Consider the following 15,549-nt stretch of genomic DNA (forward strand, 5'->3'; position numbering starts at 1 on the left):
TTGCTTCAACAGAAAAAAAGAATGAGGTCTTTAGAAAATCTAGATAAATGTTTAGGAATTGAAATTTTTCGATTCCTTTTTTCGTATGTTTTGAGAGCAGACCGCTACGTATTAACAGTGGTATTGATGAATACGTATTTATTACGTATAATATATATAAGAGAGGTCAGGAATGAAAACAAGAGACCTAGTGAAACTATTCAAGAAAAATGGATGGTGGTTCTTGAGACATGGAAGTAATCACGATATTTACACTGATGGTAAGGAAACGGAAGAAATCGTTAGACACCGTGAAACAAACGAAAGGCTAGCAAAAGCAATTATTAGGAAGCATGGGCTGAAATAATCTCACTGCTTCACTGTCAGCATATAATAGATTAAAGAAAGGAAAATGTATTATGGAAAATAAATTTGTATATCCCGCCATCTTGAGTTATGAGAAGGATGATTCTGGTTATGACTATTTTGTATCGATCCCTGATTTTGAAGGATTTACGCAAGGCAAGGACGTGTCCGATGCCATCGCTATGGCTAGAGATTACATAGGGAATATGTTGATGGAATATGAAAAAGAAGGCAAAGCTTTCCCTCAATCAAATTCAACTAAATATGATGTGTCAGAAAACGACATAGAAACGTTAGTAGATATTGATTTGATTCGATTCAAAGCTCAAACAAGAAATGTTGTGGTGAAGAAAACCTTATCCATTCCTAAATATTTAAATGAATTAGGAAATGAGGCGGGCATAAATTTTTCGCAAACTCTAACTGAAGCATTAAGAGAAAAACTAGGCGTGTAACGTGCACACAATCGTTTAAACTAGCACATAGAACGTAATACGAGGAATGCTTTCAGGTGATGGATGTGTGTGTGTTTACGAATCCACATTTTTTGAACAAGGAGAAAATGACTTGTCGATCAGTCAGTTACGATCGATCTTTATAAAAAATTTTGTCTGTGAAGAGGACAGCGATAGTAGGTAAAACTATGTGCCTTTATCTAAATAGTATAACGAGGAAATCGCCCAATAATCAGCTGGAACATAAATGTAGCTCCATAAAAAACTAGGCGGTAGAGAAAATCCATGATCTTCTCTACCGCCTATTCATTTTCTCTAGAAGCGAATTGTTTAAATATTACTCGTAAACCCATTTTTTTGTGTTTAATCTTTTTCCCCCATAACTTCTTCCGGAGTAAACTATTTTTGAGTTGAAATTTCAAAAGGAATTTTTTATTCGCGTACAACTTGTCTAAAATATAGGTTAATCGCTGTTGTAAAATCAAGACCTAGTATTTCTAAGAAATTCTGATCGGCGCCAATCCAACAGATATAAAGCTGAGTTAGAAAAAAGGACAGAAACAATTGACAATACATAGACGTTCATCTATATTTATACATAGATAAACATCTATGTAAAGGAGGAACAAATATGAATTATGAAGAGATGTCAGTAATGCTCAAAGCTCTCGCTGATCCTAAACGATTAAAAATCATTGATTTGCTATCTTGCGGCAGTCTGTGTGCATGTGATATTTTGGACCATTTCGATTTTACCCAGCCAACGCTTTCCCATCATATGAAAGTGTTGGAAAAGGTTGGCATTGTGCTGGTTACTAAAGATGGTACTTGGCATAGATATCAATTAACAGAAAGCTTTATTGATCAATTCATGGGTTCAATGATGCAATTATTTTCTAATGATGAAAATTGCATTTGTAATACACTAAACTGTACATGTAAAGGAGAAAAGGAAGATGAAAAAATTAGAACTATTTGAACCAGCTATGTGTTGCTCGACTGGAGTATGTGGACCATCTGTTGATGAAGAATTGCTTATGGTGACTTCTGTTTTTGAGACCTTTGAAGGGATAGAATCAGTTGAGGCATCACGTCATAATTTGACGAGTGATCCAGATGCTTTTGTGAATCATCCAACAATTTTAAAGCTATTACAAGAAAAAGGAAATGATATTTTACCAATTACTTTGGTTGATGGCGAAGTTGTTAAAGAAGGGTCATATCCTACATTGGAAGAATTTGGAAAATATAGTGACATTCACTTTGTTATGCAGTCAGCGAATAGTTCTGAGGGCTGTTGTGGTGGAAATAGTGGAGGCGAAGGTTGTTGCTAACAGCCTTCTTCCTAGTAAAATGAGGAGGGAAATACATGCTTCAATATATACCCCAGAAGATGAGTTTAACGAAATATCTATTTTTCACTGGTAAAGGCGGTGTCGGAAAGACAACCACTGCTTGTGCAACCGCTGCTTCTTTGGCACAAGATGGTAAAAAAGTCATGCTTGTTAGTACAGACCCCGCATCAAATCTACAAGATGTTTTTCAAACAACGTTAACCAATAAGCCGACTCCCATAGAGGGGATCGATCACTTAATGGTCGCAAATTTTGATCCTATCACGGCTGCTGAAGAATACAAGGAAAGTATTGTTGGACCTTATCGCGGGGTTCTTCCCGATAGTGCATTAATAAATATGGAAGAGCAGCTATCTGGATCGTGTACAGTGGAGATTGCCGCATTCAATGAATTTGCAAATTTTCTAACCGATCCGGAAGTTGCAAAAGAATTTGATTATGTGATCTTTGATACAGCTCCGACAGGCCATACATTAAGAATGCTGCAGCTGCCTTCTGCCTGGAATAACTTTCTAGACGAGAATACGACAGGTGTTTCTTGTTTAGGCCAACTCTCAGGATTAGGCGACAAAAAAGATATGTATGAAAAGGCTGTAGCAACATTAGCTGATAAGCAACAGACAACGCTGATTTTAGTTACACGGGCACAAAAAGCTCCCTTAATTGAAGCAGAGAGAGCCTCTGAGGAATTGATAAAAATAGGGATCGAAAATCAGAAATTAGTCGTGAATGGTTTACTTGAAACTTATGATGATACCATTTCAGAAGAAATCTATAACGAGCAGCAAAATGACTTAAACCAAATGCCAGAATCATTAGCTAAATTTGAAACATACTATATTCCCCTACGACCTTACAATGTTACAGGGATAGATAAGCTTCAGATTCTACTAAACGATCAACAGCCTGTGATTGAAGAACAGGAACAAGAAAGTGTTGATTTTCCAAATTTAGATTCAATCGTCAGTGAGTTTATTCGTACAAATAAGAAAATCATTTTTACAATGGGTAAAGGCGGAGTTGGTAAAACAACTGTTGCTATCAAAATTGCTGAAAAACTTGCACAATCTGGTAAAAAAGTCCATTTGGCTACGACCGATCCTGCTGATCATTTAAATCTGTTTCTTTCAAAAGACTTGCCAATTTCAATGAGTCATATTGATGAAGAAAAGGAATTAGAAGCATACAAAGAAGAAGTTCTTTCAAAAGCTCGAGAAACGATGAATGCTGATGATGTTGCTTATGTTGAAGAGGATCTTCGCTCTCCTTGTACCCAAGAAATAGCAGTCTTTCGGGCATTTGCGGAAATTGTAGACAAATCAGAAAATGAAATTGTTGTGATTGATACAGCCCCAACAGGCCATACATTACTCCTTCTAGAGTCTACTCAAAGCTATGCCAAAGAAGTAGAGAGAAGTTCTGGTGAAGTTCCTGTTTCCATTCAGAAATTATTACCTCGGCTTCAGAATGAACAAGAAACAGAAGTGTTGATGGTTACATTACCAGAGACAACTCCAGTCTATGAATCAATGAGATTAGATGAAGACTTAGATCGTGCAAAAATCGCCCATACCTGGTGGTTGGTAAATCAAAGTATGTTAGCGGCTGATACTCAGAATAAGGTATTAAAAGCGCGCTCCTTCAATGAATTAGAATGGATTGAAAAAGTATCTGAACTTTCAAATGGTAAATTTGCTGTTGAAGAATGGCAGCCGAACTTTAGCCCTTTAGGGGTATAATTTTTTTTCAATACATAGATGTATATCTATGTATTGATTTCTCAATGATGGAGGATTCAAATGGAGAAGAAAGAAAGCCAACAAGGGTTAGGAATCTTTGAAAAATATCTAACTCTATGGGTAATTATTTGTATGGCACTAGGCATTTTAATTGGAAAATTTCTACCGACAGTACCTGACACTTTGAGTCAATTTGAGTATTACAATGTTTCTATACCGACGGCCATTTTAATTTGGTTAATGATCTTTCCGATGATGCTTAAAATTGATTTTGGAAGTATCATGAATGTGTCAAAAAAACCGAAAGGTCTAATTGTCACATGCGTCACAAATTGGCTGATTAAGCCATTTACAATGTATGCTATCGCAGCCTTCTTCTTTTATGTTGTATTTAAGAGCTGGATACCATTAGATTTGGCCAAAGAATATGTAGCTGGTGCCGTAATTCTTGGTGCAGCTCCATGTACAGCTATGGTATTTGTCTGGAGTCATCTAACGAAAGGAGATGCTGCATACACACTGGTTCAAGTCGCGGTAAACGATCTAATTATCCTACTATTATTTGCACCAATCGTAGCGCTTCTCTTAGGAGTAGACAACGTGGTTGTACCGATGGCTACTTTGATACTATCAACTGTTCTTTTTGTAGTTGTACCTTTACTCTTAGGAGTGGTTACTCGTGTACTAATTATTAAAAACAAAGGGTTAGACTACTTTGAAAATATCTTCTTAAAGAAGTTCGATTCTGTAACAATCATAGGATTGCTACTAACACTGATCATCATTTTTTCTTTCCAAGGAGAAAGAATTCTAGCTAACCCTCTGCATATCCTATTGATAGCAGTACCATTAACGCTACAAACCATACTAATCTTTACAATAGCTTATACATGGGCAAGACTTTGGAAATTGCCTCATAATATTGCTTCACCAGCGGGGATGATCGGCGCTAGTAACTTTTTTGAGTTAGCCGTCGCTGTTGCGATTTCTTTATTTGGCTTGCAATCAGGAGCCACATTAGCTACTGTTGTTGGTGTTTTAGTCGAAGTTCCTGTAATGCTGCTATTAGTTAAAGTATCCAATAATACAAGAGGATGGTTTGCGCCAAATCCGACTGAATTGCCTCATTTTGGAGGTAAGTAGTAATGAAAAAAATATATTTTCTATGTACCGGTAATTCTTGCCGTAGTCAAATGGCTGAAGGCTATGCTCATAGCCTCCTACCAAAAGCAGATTTTGAAATTAGAAGTGCAGGCATTGAAACACATGGGCTGAATCCTAGAGCAGTAAAGGTCATGGCTGAAGATGACATTGATATTTCTAATCAAACATCTGACTTAATTGATATGGAGTATTTTAAAAATGCTGACTTGATCATTACTCTTTGTGGAGACGCCAAGGATAAATGTCCTACCATTCCCATAGGAATTACTCATATACATTGGGAATTACAAGATCCTGCTCAAGCTACAGGATCTGAAGAAGAGATATTATCAGAATTTCGAAACACTAGAGATTTGATCAAAGATAAAGTTCATGAAATAGTTTAAATATTCTAAGTGTACAGAAAGCCACTTTTCTGTACGCTTTTTCGTGTTCATAAACTTGCATCAAAATTGATGCTCCAGCAATTCAACTAGATAAAGTGAGACTAGAGTGAATGACACAAAAAGCAAAAGAGAGGTGGTTTGTAACTCGTTTAAAATTATGCCATTCTTTCTTCTTCAAAGAGCATTAATTGTTCAAGTTATTTTTCCAGCTTCGTAGAATTTTACTCCGAAAGCATTCGGATATATTGCCCTTGTTGCTCTCTCTCAATAATGAACAGTGGATAGCAGGGCATCGAATAGTATGATTATGGAGCAGTCGATGCTAATTGTACGCAGTTAGATGTAGATAGTCGAAAATTCAGTTATCTCAAAAAATAGACCACTGTCGGGTTAACAGTGGTCAGAAGTTTAATGAAAAAGATTCAAAAGGTTTGCTTGGTAAAATATACTACAAAAACATGATTGAAACAAAGAAAAAATAATGTACTTCATTAACAGATATAAAAAAGACCACTACTGGAGTAAGTGGTCAGATGGAAATAACAAACATTTAAAAGATTCTTTCATAAATATTGTAACATTCCATCATTTTTAAATCAATATGATTTGTGAGAAGAAATATTTTTACAAAAAAATAGTTAGTGGTATTTGAGATCCGGAAGCAATCACGATATGAAAACATGTTGAAGACACGATTGTGATTATTTCCAAGACTATTCATTTCATTTAAGCGATGCTATAGTTTAATAAAGTCATCATTAAAAGAGGTGGGAAGGTTATGTTTAATGAAATATGCTTATATGAAGCGAAAATTGATAAGCAGAGTGAAATCGAAGAGCTAATGAAAGAAGTAGCAGAATTTTATAAGAAGCAAGAGGGCGTAATTGATGTACGGTATATAAAAAGAACCCATAGACAGAAAGATTTTAATGCTGTTAAGAAGGGCGAAAATCCTATTAGGCTAACTAGAAACATCGGCAAGGTTACCTATGTACTCTATTGGGTAGTAGATAATGAAGAAACACATGCAAGAGTTTCTAAAATCGGAATTGAAAAATTTTACAAACGTTGGACTCGCTGTTTAATAACAATGCCGAAGATCATACTGGGTGAAAACATCGTTTAATATTCGTTTAAATGAATCAAAGGAGAATGCAATATGAGGAGCACTTTTAAGTGATGGACGCATGTATTTTTACGAGTTCATATCTTTTAAACAAAGAGAACCTGGCTTGGCAATCAGTCAATTACGATCGATCTTTATAAAAAATTTTTTGAATAATCAGCTAGATAGGTATGTTTCAGAAAACTATGCGCTTAAAAAAGACCAGTGACGCATCAGCATTTTTAGGAAAGATGGCAAGTACCTTATAGAGGATGAGCTATTAAAGCTGGATGTTGTTGTTGTTCCTCAGTTACTTGAGATGTATTGACTACTACTGAAGTCCGTCATTGCGACGGGCTTTTTTGGTATAGAGCCCTATAATAATAAATTTAAGTTTGTAAGTCTAACAGTTATGTCAATAATAATACCATATCCAGAAAATCTCATTTGTTCCATTTCAAAGAGCATGGATTGTTTAAACATTTTTGCCAGCTCTGTAGTATTTTTCTCCGAAAGCAATCGGATATATTGCCCTCGTTGTCTTTTCTCAATGATGATCGTTGGATAGCCGTAGGACATCGTTAAGAAAATATTTAGCAACCTGCCTGTGTATCAGTTACCACCGCTGAAAGGGATATTTTTTTAATAATAGTATGTCTGGTAACTGTTGTAATTACCGTAATTACATGGTGTAATTTGGGAGTGGAAACGATGAAGGGAGTGGCGAGTAAAATGGATACAGTAAAAACACGCAAACAGGGAAATGCTGTGATGGTGACATTAGCCAGTAAATTTGAGGTTCCAGAAGGTAAGACGTACTACATTAGCAAAGAGTCTGATGGAACGATCACATTGATTCCCAAGATTGAGGATTATTTTGTTAATGCAAAGGAAAATGAGTTTATAGATAAAGAAGATGAACAAGTGAGGGGCTTTGAGGTAGAGAGCAGGTTGCTCGATGAATAGTATCAAACAAGGGAGGCTTATTTACATTGATTCTGAACCATCAAAGGGTAGTGAGATTAATAAGAGAAGACCTGCTGTAGTCATAAGTAGAGACGAATACAGCTTATCCTCTAATTTAATTATCGTATGTCCAATAACTAGTTCGAATAAGAACCGGCCTTATTTTGTTGAAATCGTTAATAACGCTCTAAAATCAGGAAGCAAGGTGAATACAAAACAAGTATACACGATGGATTTTACAGCTAGAGGTGGAAGGAACGTGGAGATCATTGGTGAGGTCTCTAAAAAGGACTTTTTGAACATTGCTCAGCACGTCCAGATGAATTTCAACTTTCAGCTTTGAAAAATCGGCAATATGAGTATTATTATCAACTTCAGGATAGCAGGTAAAAAAGCTTGCTATCCCTTTTTTTGCAATTTGGACTATTATACAAAACCAAAAAATGGACTTATTTCTAGCTCTAGAAACCAGTGCGATCTACACTAGGCGGTAAAACAACTTTGGTCAATAAAACAAGTATATCAGAACAAAAGGCGGATTCTATTCAAAAGAAGAGACTCCGCCCTTTGTTTTATTTTGAAATCATTTCTAATTCATTTGCTAGAATATAAGACGCATTTCAATAGGTGAGAGGTTAGTAAATTTCCCGCCGATGTCCAACTTCTAGTGTTAGAACGATGAGTTCGTTGTCGTTGATATTGACAATTACACGATAATTACCAATACGGTAGCGCCATTGTCCTGTTCTATTGGCAGACAAACCTTTACTTTTTGATTTGTTTCTGAGCAAAAGAATCAATTTTTTAAATTGTAAAATGTGGTATGAGTTGCAAAGTGTATTTTTGCTTTTAAGTCATTTAATCCAATCTAGGAAATTAACGAATCCCATGACAATTGTTCTCCACCAGTGGCCAAATAAGCTTCATATTCTTCTAACGCTGCGTCAGCTACGCGGGCATCATACTTTTCTTCAAGACTGGCGAGGGTCTGTGTACGAATTAGTTCAGATAAGGAAACATTTTCAAATTTTGCCATTGCTTGTAGAAATGCTTTATCTTCATTAGGAATCCTTATAGTAATTACAGCCATGTAAACCACCTCTCCTTTTGTAATACCTTTGTTCTATAATGATATCCTTTTAAAAAAAAGTCAACAATGAGTGTTGTGAGAGCAAATGTTTGTTCTATAATACTCACATTTTGAGGTGTTTTCTTTATTGGAAATTATTATTTATTGTTTCGACACAATGAATGTAATAAGACCGAGAATTTCTAAACCCATGATATTATGTGTATCATTTTGTAATGAAAGTTTTTCCTGAAAAAGGTTTCGTAGCGCGTAAAAAGAAGCTAAACACCTTATAAAGTGACGAACTTCTGTGTTTTGGTATATAGACAAAGGTTTCAGAGAAGATATTTTATGGTTTGACAAAGTATCGTGATTGATTCCGTTTTTAAGCAGAATACAATTCTCTAAAATAGCTGTTTTCAATCGCTATGATGAGTCTTTTTTATTTATCGTTACAAAAAAGAACTAATTACGAAAATTCGCATAAAAAATTACCGTACAGGGTCTAAAATCAACCTTTTAGGGTATTTGATATTATTTCATTTCTCAATATGATATTCTTAGTTAACTAATAATAATGATTACAAGGAGGAACACTATATGGCAGGAGCAATTACCGTCACACCCGAACAGCTGAAATCACAGGCGAAGGTTTACCAACAGGCCTCCGCGCAAATTGAGGATGCGATCCGCAAGGTCAATTCCATGAACCAAACGATCTCACAACAGTGGCAAGGGGAAGCATTCCGCGCTTACTTGGAACAATATAACCAGTTAGAAGGCAACGTGAAACAAATGGAAGAATTGCTGGAAAGTATCCACGGACAATTGAACAAATATGCGGACACTGTGGCAGAACGTGACCGTCAAGATGCTGGATCATTCGGCTTAAACTAATAGAAAAAACAGAGCATCAGTACATCGTGTGCTGGTGCTTTTTTCAAAAGGAGAAAAGAAGGAAATGGCAGTAAAAAGTAATCTAGGCGTGGCGCAACAACGAGCAAGCGCGCTAAAAAGTGCGGCTGACAGCCTGACCTCTGGCGGTGTAGCGACAAGTGATTCGCAAACAACCGTTGCAGGAAATGAATCGGCCCAAAAAGCGGTGAAGTCAACTATCAATGGCGTAAAAAAGGTGATGGCAGCCGTCAACAGCGCTTCAAGCAATATTAACAGTGTGGCGAAAAACTTTGAAGCGATCGACCAAGCAGGAAAAGAACTATTTACAAGGAAGAAAATCTAATGAATGAACAACGCTTAGACGAGATTAAACGTGAACAAAAAAGCCTCACGAAAAAGCAAGAAGAGCTGTATGAACGCCAACGCTCAGTAGATCGCTTGAATGATGGTATAGGTACGTATTTCCGGCAGACGCAACAACTACTACAAAAGACAAGGGAGACCTTCCGAAAGAACGATGGCGGTCGTGATTTCGATGAATTGTATTCTTTCTTTTCCCGTGATGCTGGAAAAACAATGGAAGCACTAGGAGAAGAAAAACGAGAAATCAAACGGACGCAACAATTGCTGGAAGAGCAAGAACAAACATTGATCAAAGAGAAAAAGATGATCCATAGCAAGGAGAAACCCAATGAACATTGATATGTATGTCAGCAGTTCGCGAGCACAGGCGAGCAGTGTAAAAGCGATGTGTCAAAAACAAATCCAAGGCTACCGACAGCTGCAACAGGCAATTAATCAATTTGTCATGAGCAGTGGCGAATTGCAGGGGAAAACATATGATTCAGCGAAGCAATATTTCTCAGCTGTCTTATCCCCTTTAGCCAAAGGCGGGATGCTTTTAGCGGAGGCAACCGCAAAAGCGTGTCAGAAGTTTCCAGATGACTATCAATCGCAAGTTGATAGTGGGGACTTGAAATCATCCGAGTTGGAAGAACAGATTCAACAGTATAAAAAAGGGATTGATACAGCGAATTCCATTATGAAAGATATTTCAAGCAGTTCTTTGCCAGAGCCCGCGAAAAAAATAGTATTGAAGTCAATCAAGAACGTCAAAGAAGGGCAAGAAAAAGCAAAGAAGAAATTAGACAAGAAATTGAAAAAACTGAAAGCATTTCATGCTTCTTCACCATCAATCTTTTCAGAGATCGCTGCACTAGAATCAGCAGTGAATACGGGAGCAGCCCAAGCAGCTACTTGTTGGAATGGGAGTAGCGGAACGTTTAGCATGCCTAATGATATGTCATGGACTGAAACGATTGAGAATAAGGCATTCGAAAAAAAATATGCAATAGAACGCCCGAAAGAAATGTCAGATAAAGAATATCAAGTCTATCTAACGAAACTACGTGCTCAAGAAAAAGATTTACGAGTAGAAGACGGTTGGGATAAGTCAGCGATCAAGGAGTACTTCAAGGCAGCAAATCACCAAACAAGAAACCTAACCGCAGCAGAAGCGATGAAAAAGGTAGTGGAGTTGTATGGTCAGACGCGATTAGTTGGCTCGGAATTGTACACAAATATGTATAAAGCATGTAGCTATTCTGATCAAGGCAAAATAGATATGGTACTGAAACAGTTAGGTGCGGTAATAGATAAAAATGGGATGTTACAATTGACAGGTAGCCATAAATTTGATAAATACATGGCTCCTCACGATGAATTTTTAGCTATATGGGCAAAAACAGTTCAAGGGGCTTATAAAGGCAGAGATTTAACAGACGACAGAGTTCATCAGCTTAGAATGTATATTGATCGAAATAACATAAACTATGTTCGTGAAACATTCGGAAAAGGCGTTTCTGATGAAGTCGCACTTAAACGATACTCCGAAGCAAAACATCCTTTAGGATTTGGCGGGAAGTTGACAAAAGAACCTGCGCGTCTTCATAATAAATTACCCAAAACTTCTAACTATGACGAATTTATAGCAGGAAAAGAAAATAAGAAACGAGTGGTAAACAATGAGTTTCATTCAGAGTTTATTATCGATCCAGACGGTAATTTTGTTAGTCAATGGAATGTCTTGATAGAAAGACCTGATGGAACCATTGAAAGTGATCCAGACCAATATAATTATACGGATGAGTTTAGAAAGCAGGTTTTGAATGGAGAGTCATTTAATTACGCTAAAAATAAGGGTAATAGCCACAAAGAATTAGATAGTAATCCTCCAGGTAACTACGATCATAGTGTTCGAGAGAAAGCGAAAAAAGGATGGAGAAGCCCAAATGAAAGAGAATTTAACTATTCGAAAGACAAAAAAAGTATGGATTCATACTCTGAATAGGACAAGTATTGTATTTGTAATTGCGGTACTTTTATTTCTTGCATTTTCGGGTTGCGCAAAAACTGAATTAACTGAGAAAAAATTGCTACTTATAAAATATGGAATGACTGAAAAGCAGGTAAAATCAAATTTAGGAAATCCTCAAAAAATAGTAACTGATTCTGTTGAAGTAAGAAAATTAGATCAAGACTTTTCGGAGCATTCAAGTGATAGATTAATAGGGAAAGATCCCGATCTTTTTACTAAATTTTTAGATGGAAAACAAGAATTAAAAAAAATAGATAAGAAGTTAGAAAATTCTAGTTCTCTGACGGCATATCAGTATCCCTACAAAAATGAATTTGAAGAAGAAGCGATATGGACAATTTATTTTGATAAGAATAGGGTAATTTGGATGTCATTTCCTTAATTTAGAGAAAAGATAGTAATGGCATTGTGTAGCTAAACGCTATGCTAAGTTAGAAATTACTCGTTAAGAAACTCGTCACATTAATGAATTTTTTCAGTATTCTGATAAATAAAAGGGGAATTATTATTGAAAGAAATTCTTGAAAACAGGAAACAAGATATAAAGGAATACACATGGGAAAAGGCAGATAATATTGATGATGGATATTCTAAAAAGAAACCAGACAAATAAAAAAAATCTGTTTTTGTACCTGATAGCCTTACTACTTTTTATCAGTTCTTGTTCCTCTAACAAAGAATTAATACTGAGTGATTTTAAAGAAAATATTGTTGCTGGTTTATCTCAGGAACAGGTAAAGAAAGTACTTGGAGAACCTCAAAATAGTGAAACAGAATATGAAAAAGTTATTCAAAAATGGGATTATGATTCAGAACACTCAAGTGATAGATGGCCCGAGAGTTATTACGATAGATTCTGGGGAGGTAAAAAAAAGGAACAATACTTCTTTGACAAAACAGATCAAACTACTGGGTGGTCGTATTTTGAATATGATTATAGAAATAAGAGCTATGAAAATCCTAAGGCACAGATCAGACAATTTCGCATTTACTTTGTAGATAATGAAGTGGTTTGGATGTCCTTTCCATAATTTAGAACAGAGAATAAATACTAGCGTTGGTCGTCTGTGATAGTAAAAATAAGATTAGCACCTTAAATCTTTTGGATTAAGGAGAATTTTCATATGCTAGAAAATAAATTAGGCATAACAGATCAAATTGAATTAGCTAAAGCAGAAGAAAAGTTGAGTAAACAAAAAGCAAAGGAATTATTTGAGTCAGGAAAAATAAATGATTTAGAAGCTGGATCATTTTTAGGATTATCTGAAATTCATAATTATCTGTACGGCGATATTTACTTCTTTGCTGGCAAAGTTAGAGATGTGAATATTGCAAAAGGAAACTTCCGATTTGCTCCAGTAATGTACTTAAAAACTGCATTAGAGAATATAGATACTATGACCCAAAAGACTTTTGAAGAGATTGTAGGAAAATATGTCGAGATGAATGTTGCTCATCCATTCCGTGAGGGAAATGGACGCAGTATGCGGATATGGCTGGATTCAATTTTGAAAAAAGAGTTAGAAAAAGTTGTTGATTGGAGCTTGATTGATAAGGGGACCTATTTTTCGGCAATGGAACGTAGTCCGGTAAATGATCTTGAGATTCGATATTTATTGAAGGAAGCATTGACTGATAAAGTGGATGATCGAGAGATTTTTATGAAAGGTATTGATATGAGTTACTTTTATGAAGGGTATACGGAGTATCGAATTGAAGATTTATAAAATAAAAATCATTTTTATATAGCGCCAGTTATTTAGGTGTTCCACAATAATGTAACATTTGATAAAATAATATTATTAAAAAAGCTATTTGTAGTTGGGAGTTTTTTAAGATATTTAAAACTTAAATTGTATAAATAAGGAGAATAAACTTGGGTAAGATCGAAAAATGGATATTATTTGCTGTAGGAAATTTTCCAATCTATATATTTATCTTTATTCAAAATTTCGATTTTAGTTTTTTTTGTAAAGCTTGCAAATGGATGACGAATTCTGGATATAGATCAAAAGTATCAATACCTAAATATGTATTGAATAACTCTTTGCCTTTTCTTTGTATTCTATTACTAGCTGGTTCAATTATTTTGTTTAAAATTTTTATTAAAGGGCAAAAGACTAAAGGGAATCATCGTTTAAAAATTAAAAAAGCAAGTTCAATAAACGAAAATTATTTAGAAATGCTTAATTCATATATTTTACCTATTTTGGTTACTAGCTTTAGCAATTTGAACGCAACCCTCTCTTTTTTAGTTGTATTATTATTGAACGGCTACCTTTATACAAAGACAGAACTTTATCATAGTAATTTATTTCTTGCTTTGCGTGGGTATAATCTTTTTAATGTTGAGGGAATTCGAGGAAATGATTCTTTTACCGAAGAAGTTGAGGGAGTTCTATTATCCAAGAAAAGAATCAAAAAAGACGAAACCATTAAGATAATTTATTTAAATAGCACTAGTAGTAGTGCAATGACATTTATGGAGGTAGACGATTGAGTACGTTAGAAAGAATTCTTAAAATTGTAAATTTAGATTGGAAAGAATTATGTGTTCGGCACTATTTCACATATAAGAATGACATTAGCTATGAATTACACAAGATTTCCATGGGAAACGAAAAGGATAGTATATCTTATGAGAATTATCAGCATATAGTATCTTTAGCTAATAAACTGATTAATGATGAAAAAAAAAGTATACTTGACTATAAAGAAGCAGATGATCGTGTAAGTAGTATTTATACTTGGGAAAAAGCTGATTTAGAAGTTCCGCCGATAAAGGAAATTATTCCTCAAGTTTTTTCTGATCAAACTGAAGATGTAAAAAGAGGAAATTATTCTAATTTTGATTTTCATATTACGGTTGTGGATCATGAGGAGGCGACTATTATATTCTTCAAAAAGGTTCATCCAGCTAGTATTGTTAAACCAGAAGGTGCTGTAATTTTTAAGGATAAATCATTTGTAAGACCAAAGAAACAGTATTTTAGAGTCCCAAAAGGATTTGATTTTTTTGTGTACAAAGGTACTTTGTATATTAATAATAGCGAAATATTTGAAAAGGCATTTGCAATAACAGATTATTTGATGAGTTCTGTTCAAAACCACATAGATCATCTAGTAGCTCAAGAATTCTTATCTAGTGATAGCCAAATAGTTGTTAAGGATTTTTGTCAAAATTTTGAAAAGTTTAGAAAAAGTTTTACTCGAAGTATTGCTTCAATGCGACATAAAGAATCTAAATATTCTAGAGATATAATTTTAAATGAAGCTGCAACGAATCCCAACTACAAAGATATATTCAAATTTGACAGAAATGGAGCCATTCAGGTTAATAATAAAGAAGAGTTCAAAACTTTTTTGAGTTTTTTGAATGATGATATTTTGAAAAGTGGTTTAGGTGATGAATACGAGGTTTTAGCTAAAAATCGAATCAAATAAAATTGTTAATATTAAAAATCACAGATTTCCTCGTCTTTCATGTAAGAAATGATTTTGAAGCCATGAAGAACCTCCTCTAGCAAAACTTAGAGGAGGTTCTTCATGTTTGTTTTAGTCAGATGCTTTTAATTCTTTTCGACAATAAATCCAGCTTCTGTTGCCTAATTTTCTGGATTTGGGTCTTGTGCAGGTGATACATGGGGGATGTTGATCATAGGACCAGTTATCTGTAAGCGTCATATACCAA

21 protein-coding genes are annotated in these 15,549 nt (G+C 35.1%); 19 read left to right on the forward strand and 2 right to left on the reverse strand.

Translation table 11 applies throughout. From position 1 onward, the window contains the following. Positions 1 to 172 precede the first annotated feature (172 nt). From JZO85_RS20350 to JZO85_RS20395, 10 genes are all read left to right on the forward strand, one after another. Entirely contained in the window at positions 173 to 346 is a 174-nt protein-coding gene (locus JZO85_RS20350) for a type II toxin-antitoxin system HicA family toxin (protein ID WP_207110350.1), read from the forward strand. Positions 347 to 398: 52 nt separating this feature from the next. Continuing rightward, positions 399 to 800 (forward strand): type II toxin-antitoxin system HicB family antitoxin, encoded by a 402-nt coding sequence (locus JZO85_RS20355; protein WP_207110351.1) that lies wholly within the window; start codon positions 399 to 401, stop codon positions 798 to 800. Between the two features lie 631 nt (positions 801 to 1,431). Further along, complete coding sequence (locus tag JZO85_RS20360; protein ID WP_207110352.1) at positions 1,432 to 1,779, forward strand: ArsR/SmtB family transcription factor; 348 nt, start codon at positions 1,432 to 1,434, stop codon at positions 1,777 to 1,779. Then, positions 1,757 to 2,134 (forward strand): arsenite efflux transporter metallochaperone ArsD, encoded by a 378-nt coding sequence (arsD, locus tag JZO85_RS20365; RefSeq protein WP_207110353.1) that lies wholly within the window; start codon positions 1,757 to 1,759, stop codon positions 2,132 to 2,134. Before JZO85_RS20360 ends, arsD begins: the two co-directional genes overlap by 23 nt. A gap of 35 nt (positions 2,135 to 2,169) precedes the next feature. Beyond that, positions 2,170 to 3,894 (forward strand): arsenical pump-driving ATPase, encoded by a 1,725-nt coding sequence (gene arsA / locus JZO85_RS20370; RefSeq protein WP_207110354.1) that lies wholly within the window; start codon positions 2,170 to 2,172, stop codon positions 3,892 to 3,894. Positions 3,895 to 3,954: 60 nt separating this feature from the next. Further along, positions 3,955 to 5,037, forward strand: coding sequence for an ACR3 family arsenite efflux transporter (gene arsB / locus JZO85_RS20375; RefSeq protein ID WP_207110355.1), 1,083 nt, complete (start codon positions 3,955 to 3,957; stop codon positions 5,035 to 5,037). Between the two features lie 2 nt (positions 5,038 to 5,039). Then, positions 5,040 to 5,444, forward strand: coding sequence for an arsenate reductase (thioredoxin) (arsC, locus tag JZO85_RS20380; protein WP_207110356.1), 405 nt, complete (start codon positions 5,040 to 5,042; stop codon positions 5,442 to 5,444). A 778-nt stretch (positions 5,445 to 6,222) separates the two neighbouring features. Then, positions 6,223 to 6,570 carry a hypothetical protein gene (locus JZO85_RS20385; protein ID WP_207110357.1) on the forward strand — a complete coding sequence of 116 codons (348 nt, stop codon included), beginning with the start codon at positions 6,223 to 6,225 and terminating at the stop codon, positions 6,568 to 6,570. A 690-nt stretch (positions 6,571 to 7,260) separates the two neighbouring features. Beyond that, positions 7,261 to 7,515 carry a type II toxin-antitoxin system PemI/MazE family antitoxin gene (mazE, locus tag JZO85_RS20390; RefSeq protein WP_430732925.1) on the forward strand — a complete coding sequence of 85 codons (255 nt, stop codon included), beginning with the start codon at positions 7,261 to 7,263 and terminating at the stop codon, positions 7,513 to 7,515. Beyond that, complete coding sequence (locus JZO85_RS20395) at positions 7,508 to 7,858, forward strand: type II toxin-antitoxin system PemK/MazF family toxin (RefSeq protein WP_207110358.1); 351 nt, start codon at positions 7,508 to 7,510, stop codon at positions 7,856 to 7,858. Before mazE ends, JZO85_RS20395 begins: the two co-directional genes overlap by 8 nt. 292 nt (positions 7,859 to 8,150) lie before the next feature. Here the strand turns inward: JZO85_RS20395 and JZO85_RS23525 are convergent, their stop codons facing one another. Together JZO85_RS23525 and relB are read right to left on the reverse strand one after the other, a co-directional pair. After that, positions 8,151 to 8,333 (reverse strand): type II toxin-antitoxin system RelE family toxin, encoded by a 183-nt coding sequence (locus JZO85_RS23525; RefSeq protein ID WP_207110369.1) that lies wholly within the window; start codon positions 8,331 to 8,333, stop codon positions 8,151 to 8,153. A 50-nt stretch (positions 8,334 to 8,383) separates the two neighbouring features. Further along, positions 8,384 to 8,605: a type II toxin-antitoxin system RelB family antitoxin gene (gene relB / locus JZO85_RS20405; protein ID WP_207110359.1), complete on the reverse strand. Its 222-nt coding sequence runs from the start codon at positions 8,603 to 8,605 to the stop codon at positions 8,384 to 8,386. A gap of 579 nt (positions 8,606 to 9,184) precedes the next feature. On the opposite strand from relB, the gene JZO85_RS20410 reads away from it, so the two are divergent. The 9 genes from JZO85_RS20410 to JZO85_RS20450 all read left to right on the forward strand — a co-directional run bounded on the left by JZO85_RS20410 (position 9,185) and on the right by JZO85_RS20450 (position 15,302). After that, a complete protein-coding gene (locus JZO85_RS20410; protein WP_010742512.1) occupies positions 9,185 to 9,481 on the forward strand; it encodes a WXG100 family type VII secretion target in 297 nt (98 codons plus the stop codon). A 64-nt stretch (positions 9,482 to 9,545) separates the two neighbouring features. Further along, entirely contained in the window at positions 9,546 to 9,824 is a 279-nt protein-coding gene (locus JZO85_RS20415; RefSeq protein ID WP_207110360.1) for a TIGR04197 family type VII secretion effector, read from the forward strand. After that, entirely contained in the window at positions 9,824 to 10,183 is a 360-nt protein-coding gene (locus JZO85_RS20420) for a DUF3958 family protein (RefSeq protein ID WP_207110361.1), read from the forward strand. Before JZO85_RS20415 ends, JZO85_RS20420 begins: the two co-directional genes overlap by 1 nt. Further along, positions 10,173 to 11,831, forward strand: a complete 1,659-nt coding sequence (locus JZO85_RS20425) for a DUF3114 domain-containing protein (RefSeq protein ID WP_207110362.1) — start codon at positions 10,173 to 10,175, stop codon at positions 11,829 to 11,831. The genes JZO85_RS20420 and JZO85_RS20425 overlap by 11 nt, the downstream gene beginning before the upstream one ends. Then, a complete protein-coding gene (locus JZO85_RS20430) occupies positions 11,773 to 12,240 on the forward strand; it encodes a hypothetical protein (protein WP_207110363.1) in 468 nt (155 codons plus the stop codon). The genes JZO85_RS20425 and JZO85_RS20430 overlap by 59 nt, the downstream gene beginning before the upstream one ends. Before the next feature lie 196 nt (positions 12,241 to 12,436). Beyond that, a complete protein-coding gene (locus JZO85_RS20435; protein WP_207110364.1) occupies positions 12,437 to 12,889 on the forward strand; it encodes a hypothetical protein in 453 nt (150 codons plus the stop codon). Positions 12,890 to 12,982: 93 nt separating this feature from the next. Further along, positions 12,983 to 13,585 carry a protein adenylyltransferase Fic gene (gene fic, locus JZO85_RS20440; RefSeq protein WP_207110365.1) on the forward strand — a complete coding sequence of 201 codons (603 nt, stop codon included), beginning with the start codon at positions 12,983 to 12,985 and terminating at the stop codon, positions 13,583 to 13,585. Positions 13,586 to 13,734: 149 nt separating this feature from the next. Next, positions 13,735 to 14,358: a hypothetical protein gene (locus JZO85_RS20445; protein WP_207110366.1), complete on the forward strand. Its 624-nt coding sequence runs from the start codon at positions 13,735 to 13,737 to the stop codon at positions 14,356 to 14,358. Then, complete coding sequence (locus JZO85_RS20450) at positions 14,355 to 15,302, forward strand: Kiwa anti-phage protein KwaB-like domain-containing protein (RefSeq protein WP_207110367.1); 948 nt, start codon at positions 14,355 to 14,357, stop codon at positions 15,300 to 15,302. The genes JZO85_RS20445 and JZO85_RS20450 overlap by 4 nt, the downstream gene beginning before the upstream one ends. The last annotated feature ends 247 nt before the right edge of the window (positions 15,303 to 15,549 follow it).

This window comes from Candidatus Enterococcus murrayae, assembly GCF_017315985.1.
In the GTDB taxonomy this organism is placed as follows: Bacteria; Bacillota; Bacilli; order Lactobacillales; family Enterococcaceae; genus Enterococcus_A; species Enterococcus_A murrayae.

Coding starts and splice junctions, on each gene's coding strand:
- JZO85_RS20355 (WP_207110351.1), top strand. CDS start 399: ATGGAAAATAAATTTGTATATCCCGCCATCTTGAGTTATGAGAAGGAT.
- relB (WP_207110359.1), bottom strand. CDS start 8,605: ATGGCTGTAATTACTATAAGGATTCCTAATGAAGATAAAGCATTTCTA.
- JZO85_RS20395 (WP_207110358.1), top strand. CDS start 7,508: ATGAATAGTATCAAACAAGGGAGGCTTATTTACATTGATTCTGAACCA.
- JZO85_RS20435 (WP_207110364.1), top strand. CDS start 12,437: ATGATGGATATTCTAAAAAGAAACCAGACAAATAAAAAAAATCTGTTT.
- JZO85_RS20350 (WP_207110350.1), top strand. CDS start 173: ATGAAAACAAGAGACCTAGTGAAACTATTCAAGAAAAATGGATGGTGG.
- JZO85_RS20420 (WP_207110361.1), top strand. CDS start 9,824: ATGAATGAACAACGCTTAGACGAGATTAAACGTGAACAAAAAAGCCTC.
- JZO85_RS20410 (WP_010742512.1), top strand. CDS start 9,185: ATGGCAGGAGCAATTACCGTCACACCCGAACAGCTGAAATCACAGGCG.
- JZO85_RS20430 (WP_207110363.1), top strand. CDS start 11,773: ATGAAAGAGAATTTAACTATTCGAAAGACAAAAAAAGTATGGATTCAT.
- arsB (WP_207110355.1), top strand. CDS start 3,955: ATGGAGAAGAAAGAAAGCCAACAAGGGTTAGGAATCTTTGAAAAATAT.
- JZO85_RS20360 (WP_207110352.1), top strand. CDS start 1,432: ATGAATTATGAAGAGATGTCAGTAATGCTCAAAGCTCTCGCTGATCCT.
- arsC (WP_207110356.1), top strand. CDS start 5,040: ATGAAAAAAATATATTTTCTATGTACCGGTAATTCTTGCCGTAGTCAA.
- JZO85_RS20385 (WP_207110357.1), top strand. CDS start 6,223: ATGTTTAATGAAATATGCTTATATGAAGCGAAAATTGATAAGCAGAGT.
- arsA (WP_207110354.1), top strand. CDS start 2,170: ATGCTTCAATATATACCCCAGAAGATGAGTTTAACGAAATATCTATTT.
- JZO85_RS20425 (WP_207110362.1), top strand. CDS start 10,173: ATGAACATTGATATGTATGTCAGCAGTTCGCGAGCACAGGCGAGCAGT.
- arsD (WP_207110353.1), top strand. CDS start 1,757: ATGAAAAAATTAGAACTATTTGAACCAGCTATGTGTTGCTCGACTGGA.
- mazE (WP_430732925.1), top strand. CDS start 7,261: ATGAAGGGAGTGGCGAGTAAAATGGATACAGTAAAAACACGCAAACAG.
- JZO85_RS20415 (WP_207110360.1), top strand. CDS start 9,546: ATGGCAGTAAAAAGTAATCTAGGCGTGGCGCAACAACGAGCAAGCGCG.
- fic (WP_207110365.1), top strand. CDS start 12,983: ATGCTAGAAAATAAATTAGGCATAACAGATCAAATTGAATTAGCTAAA.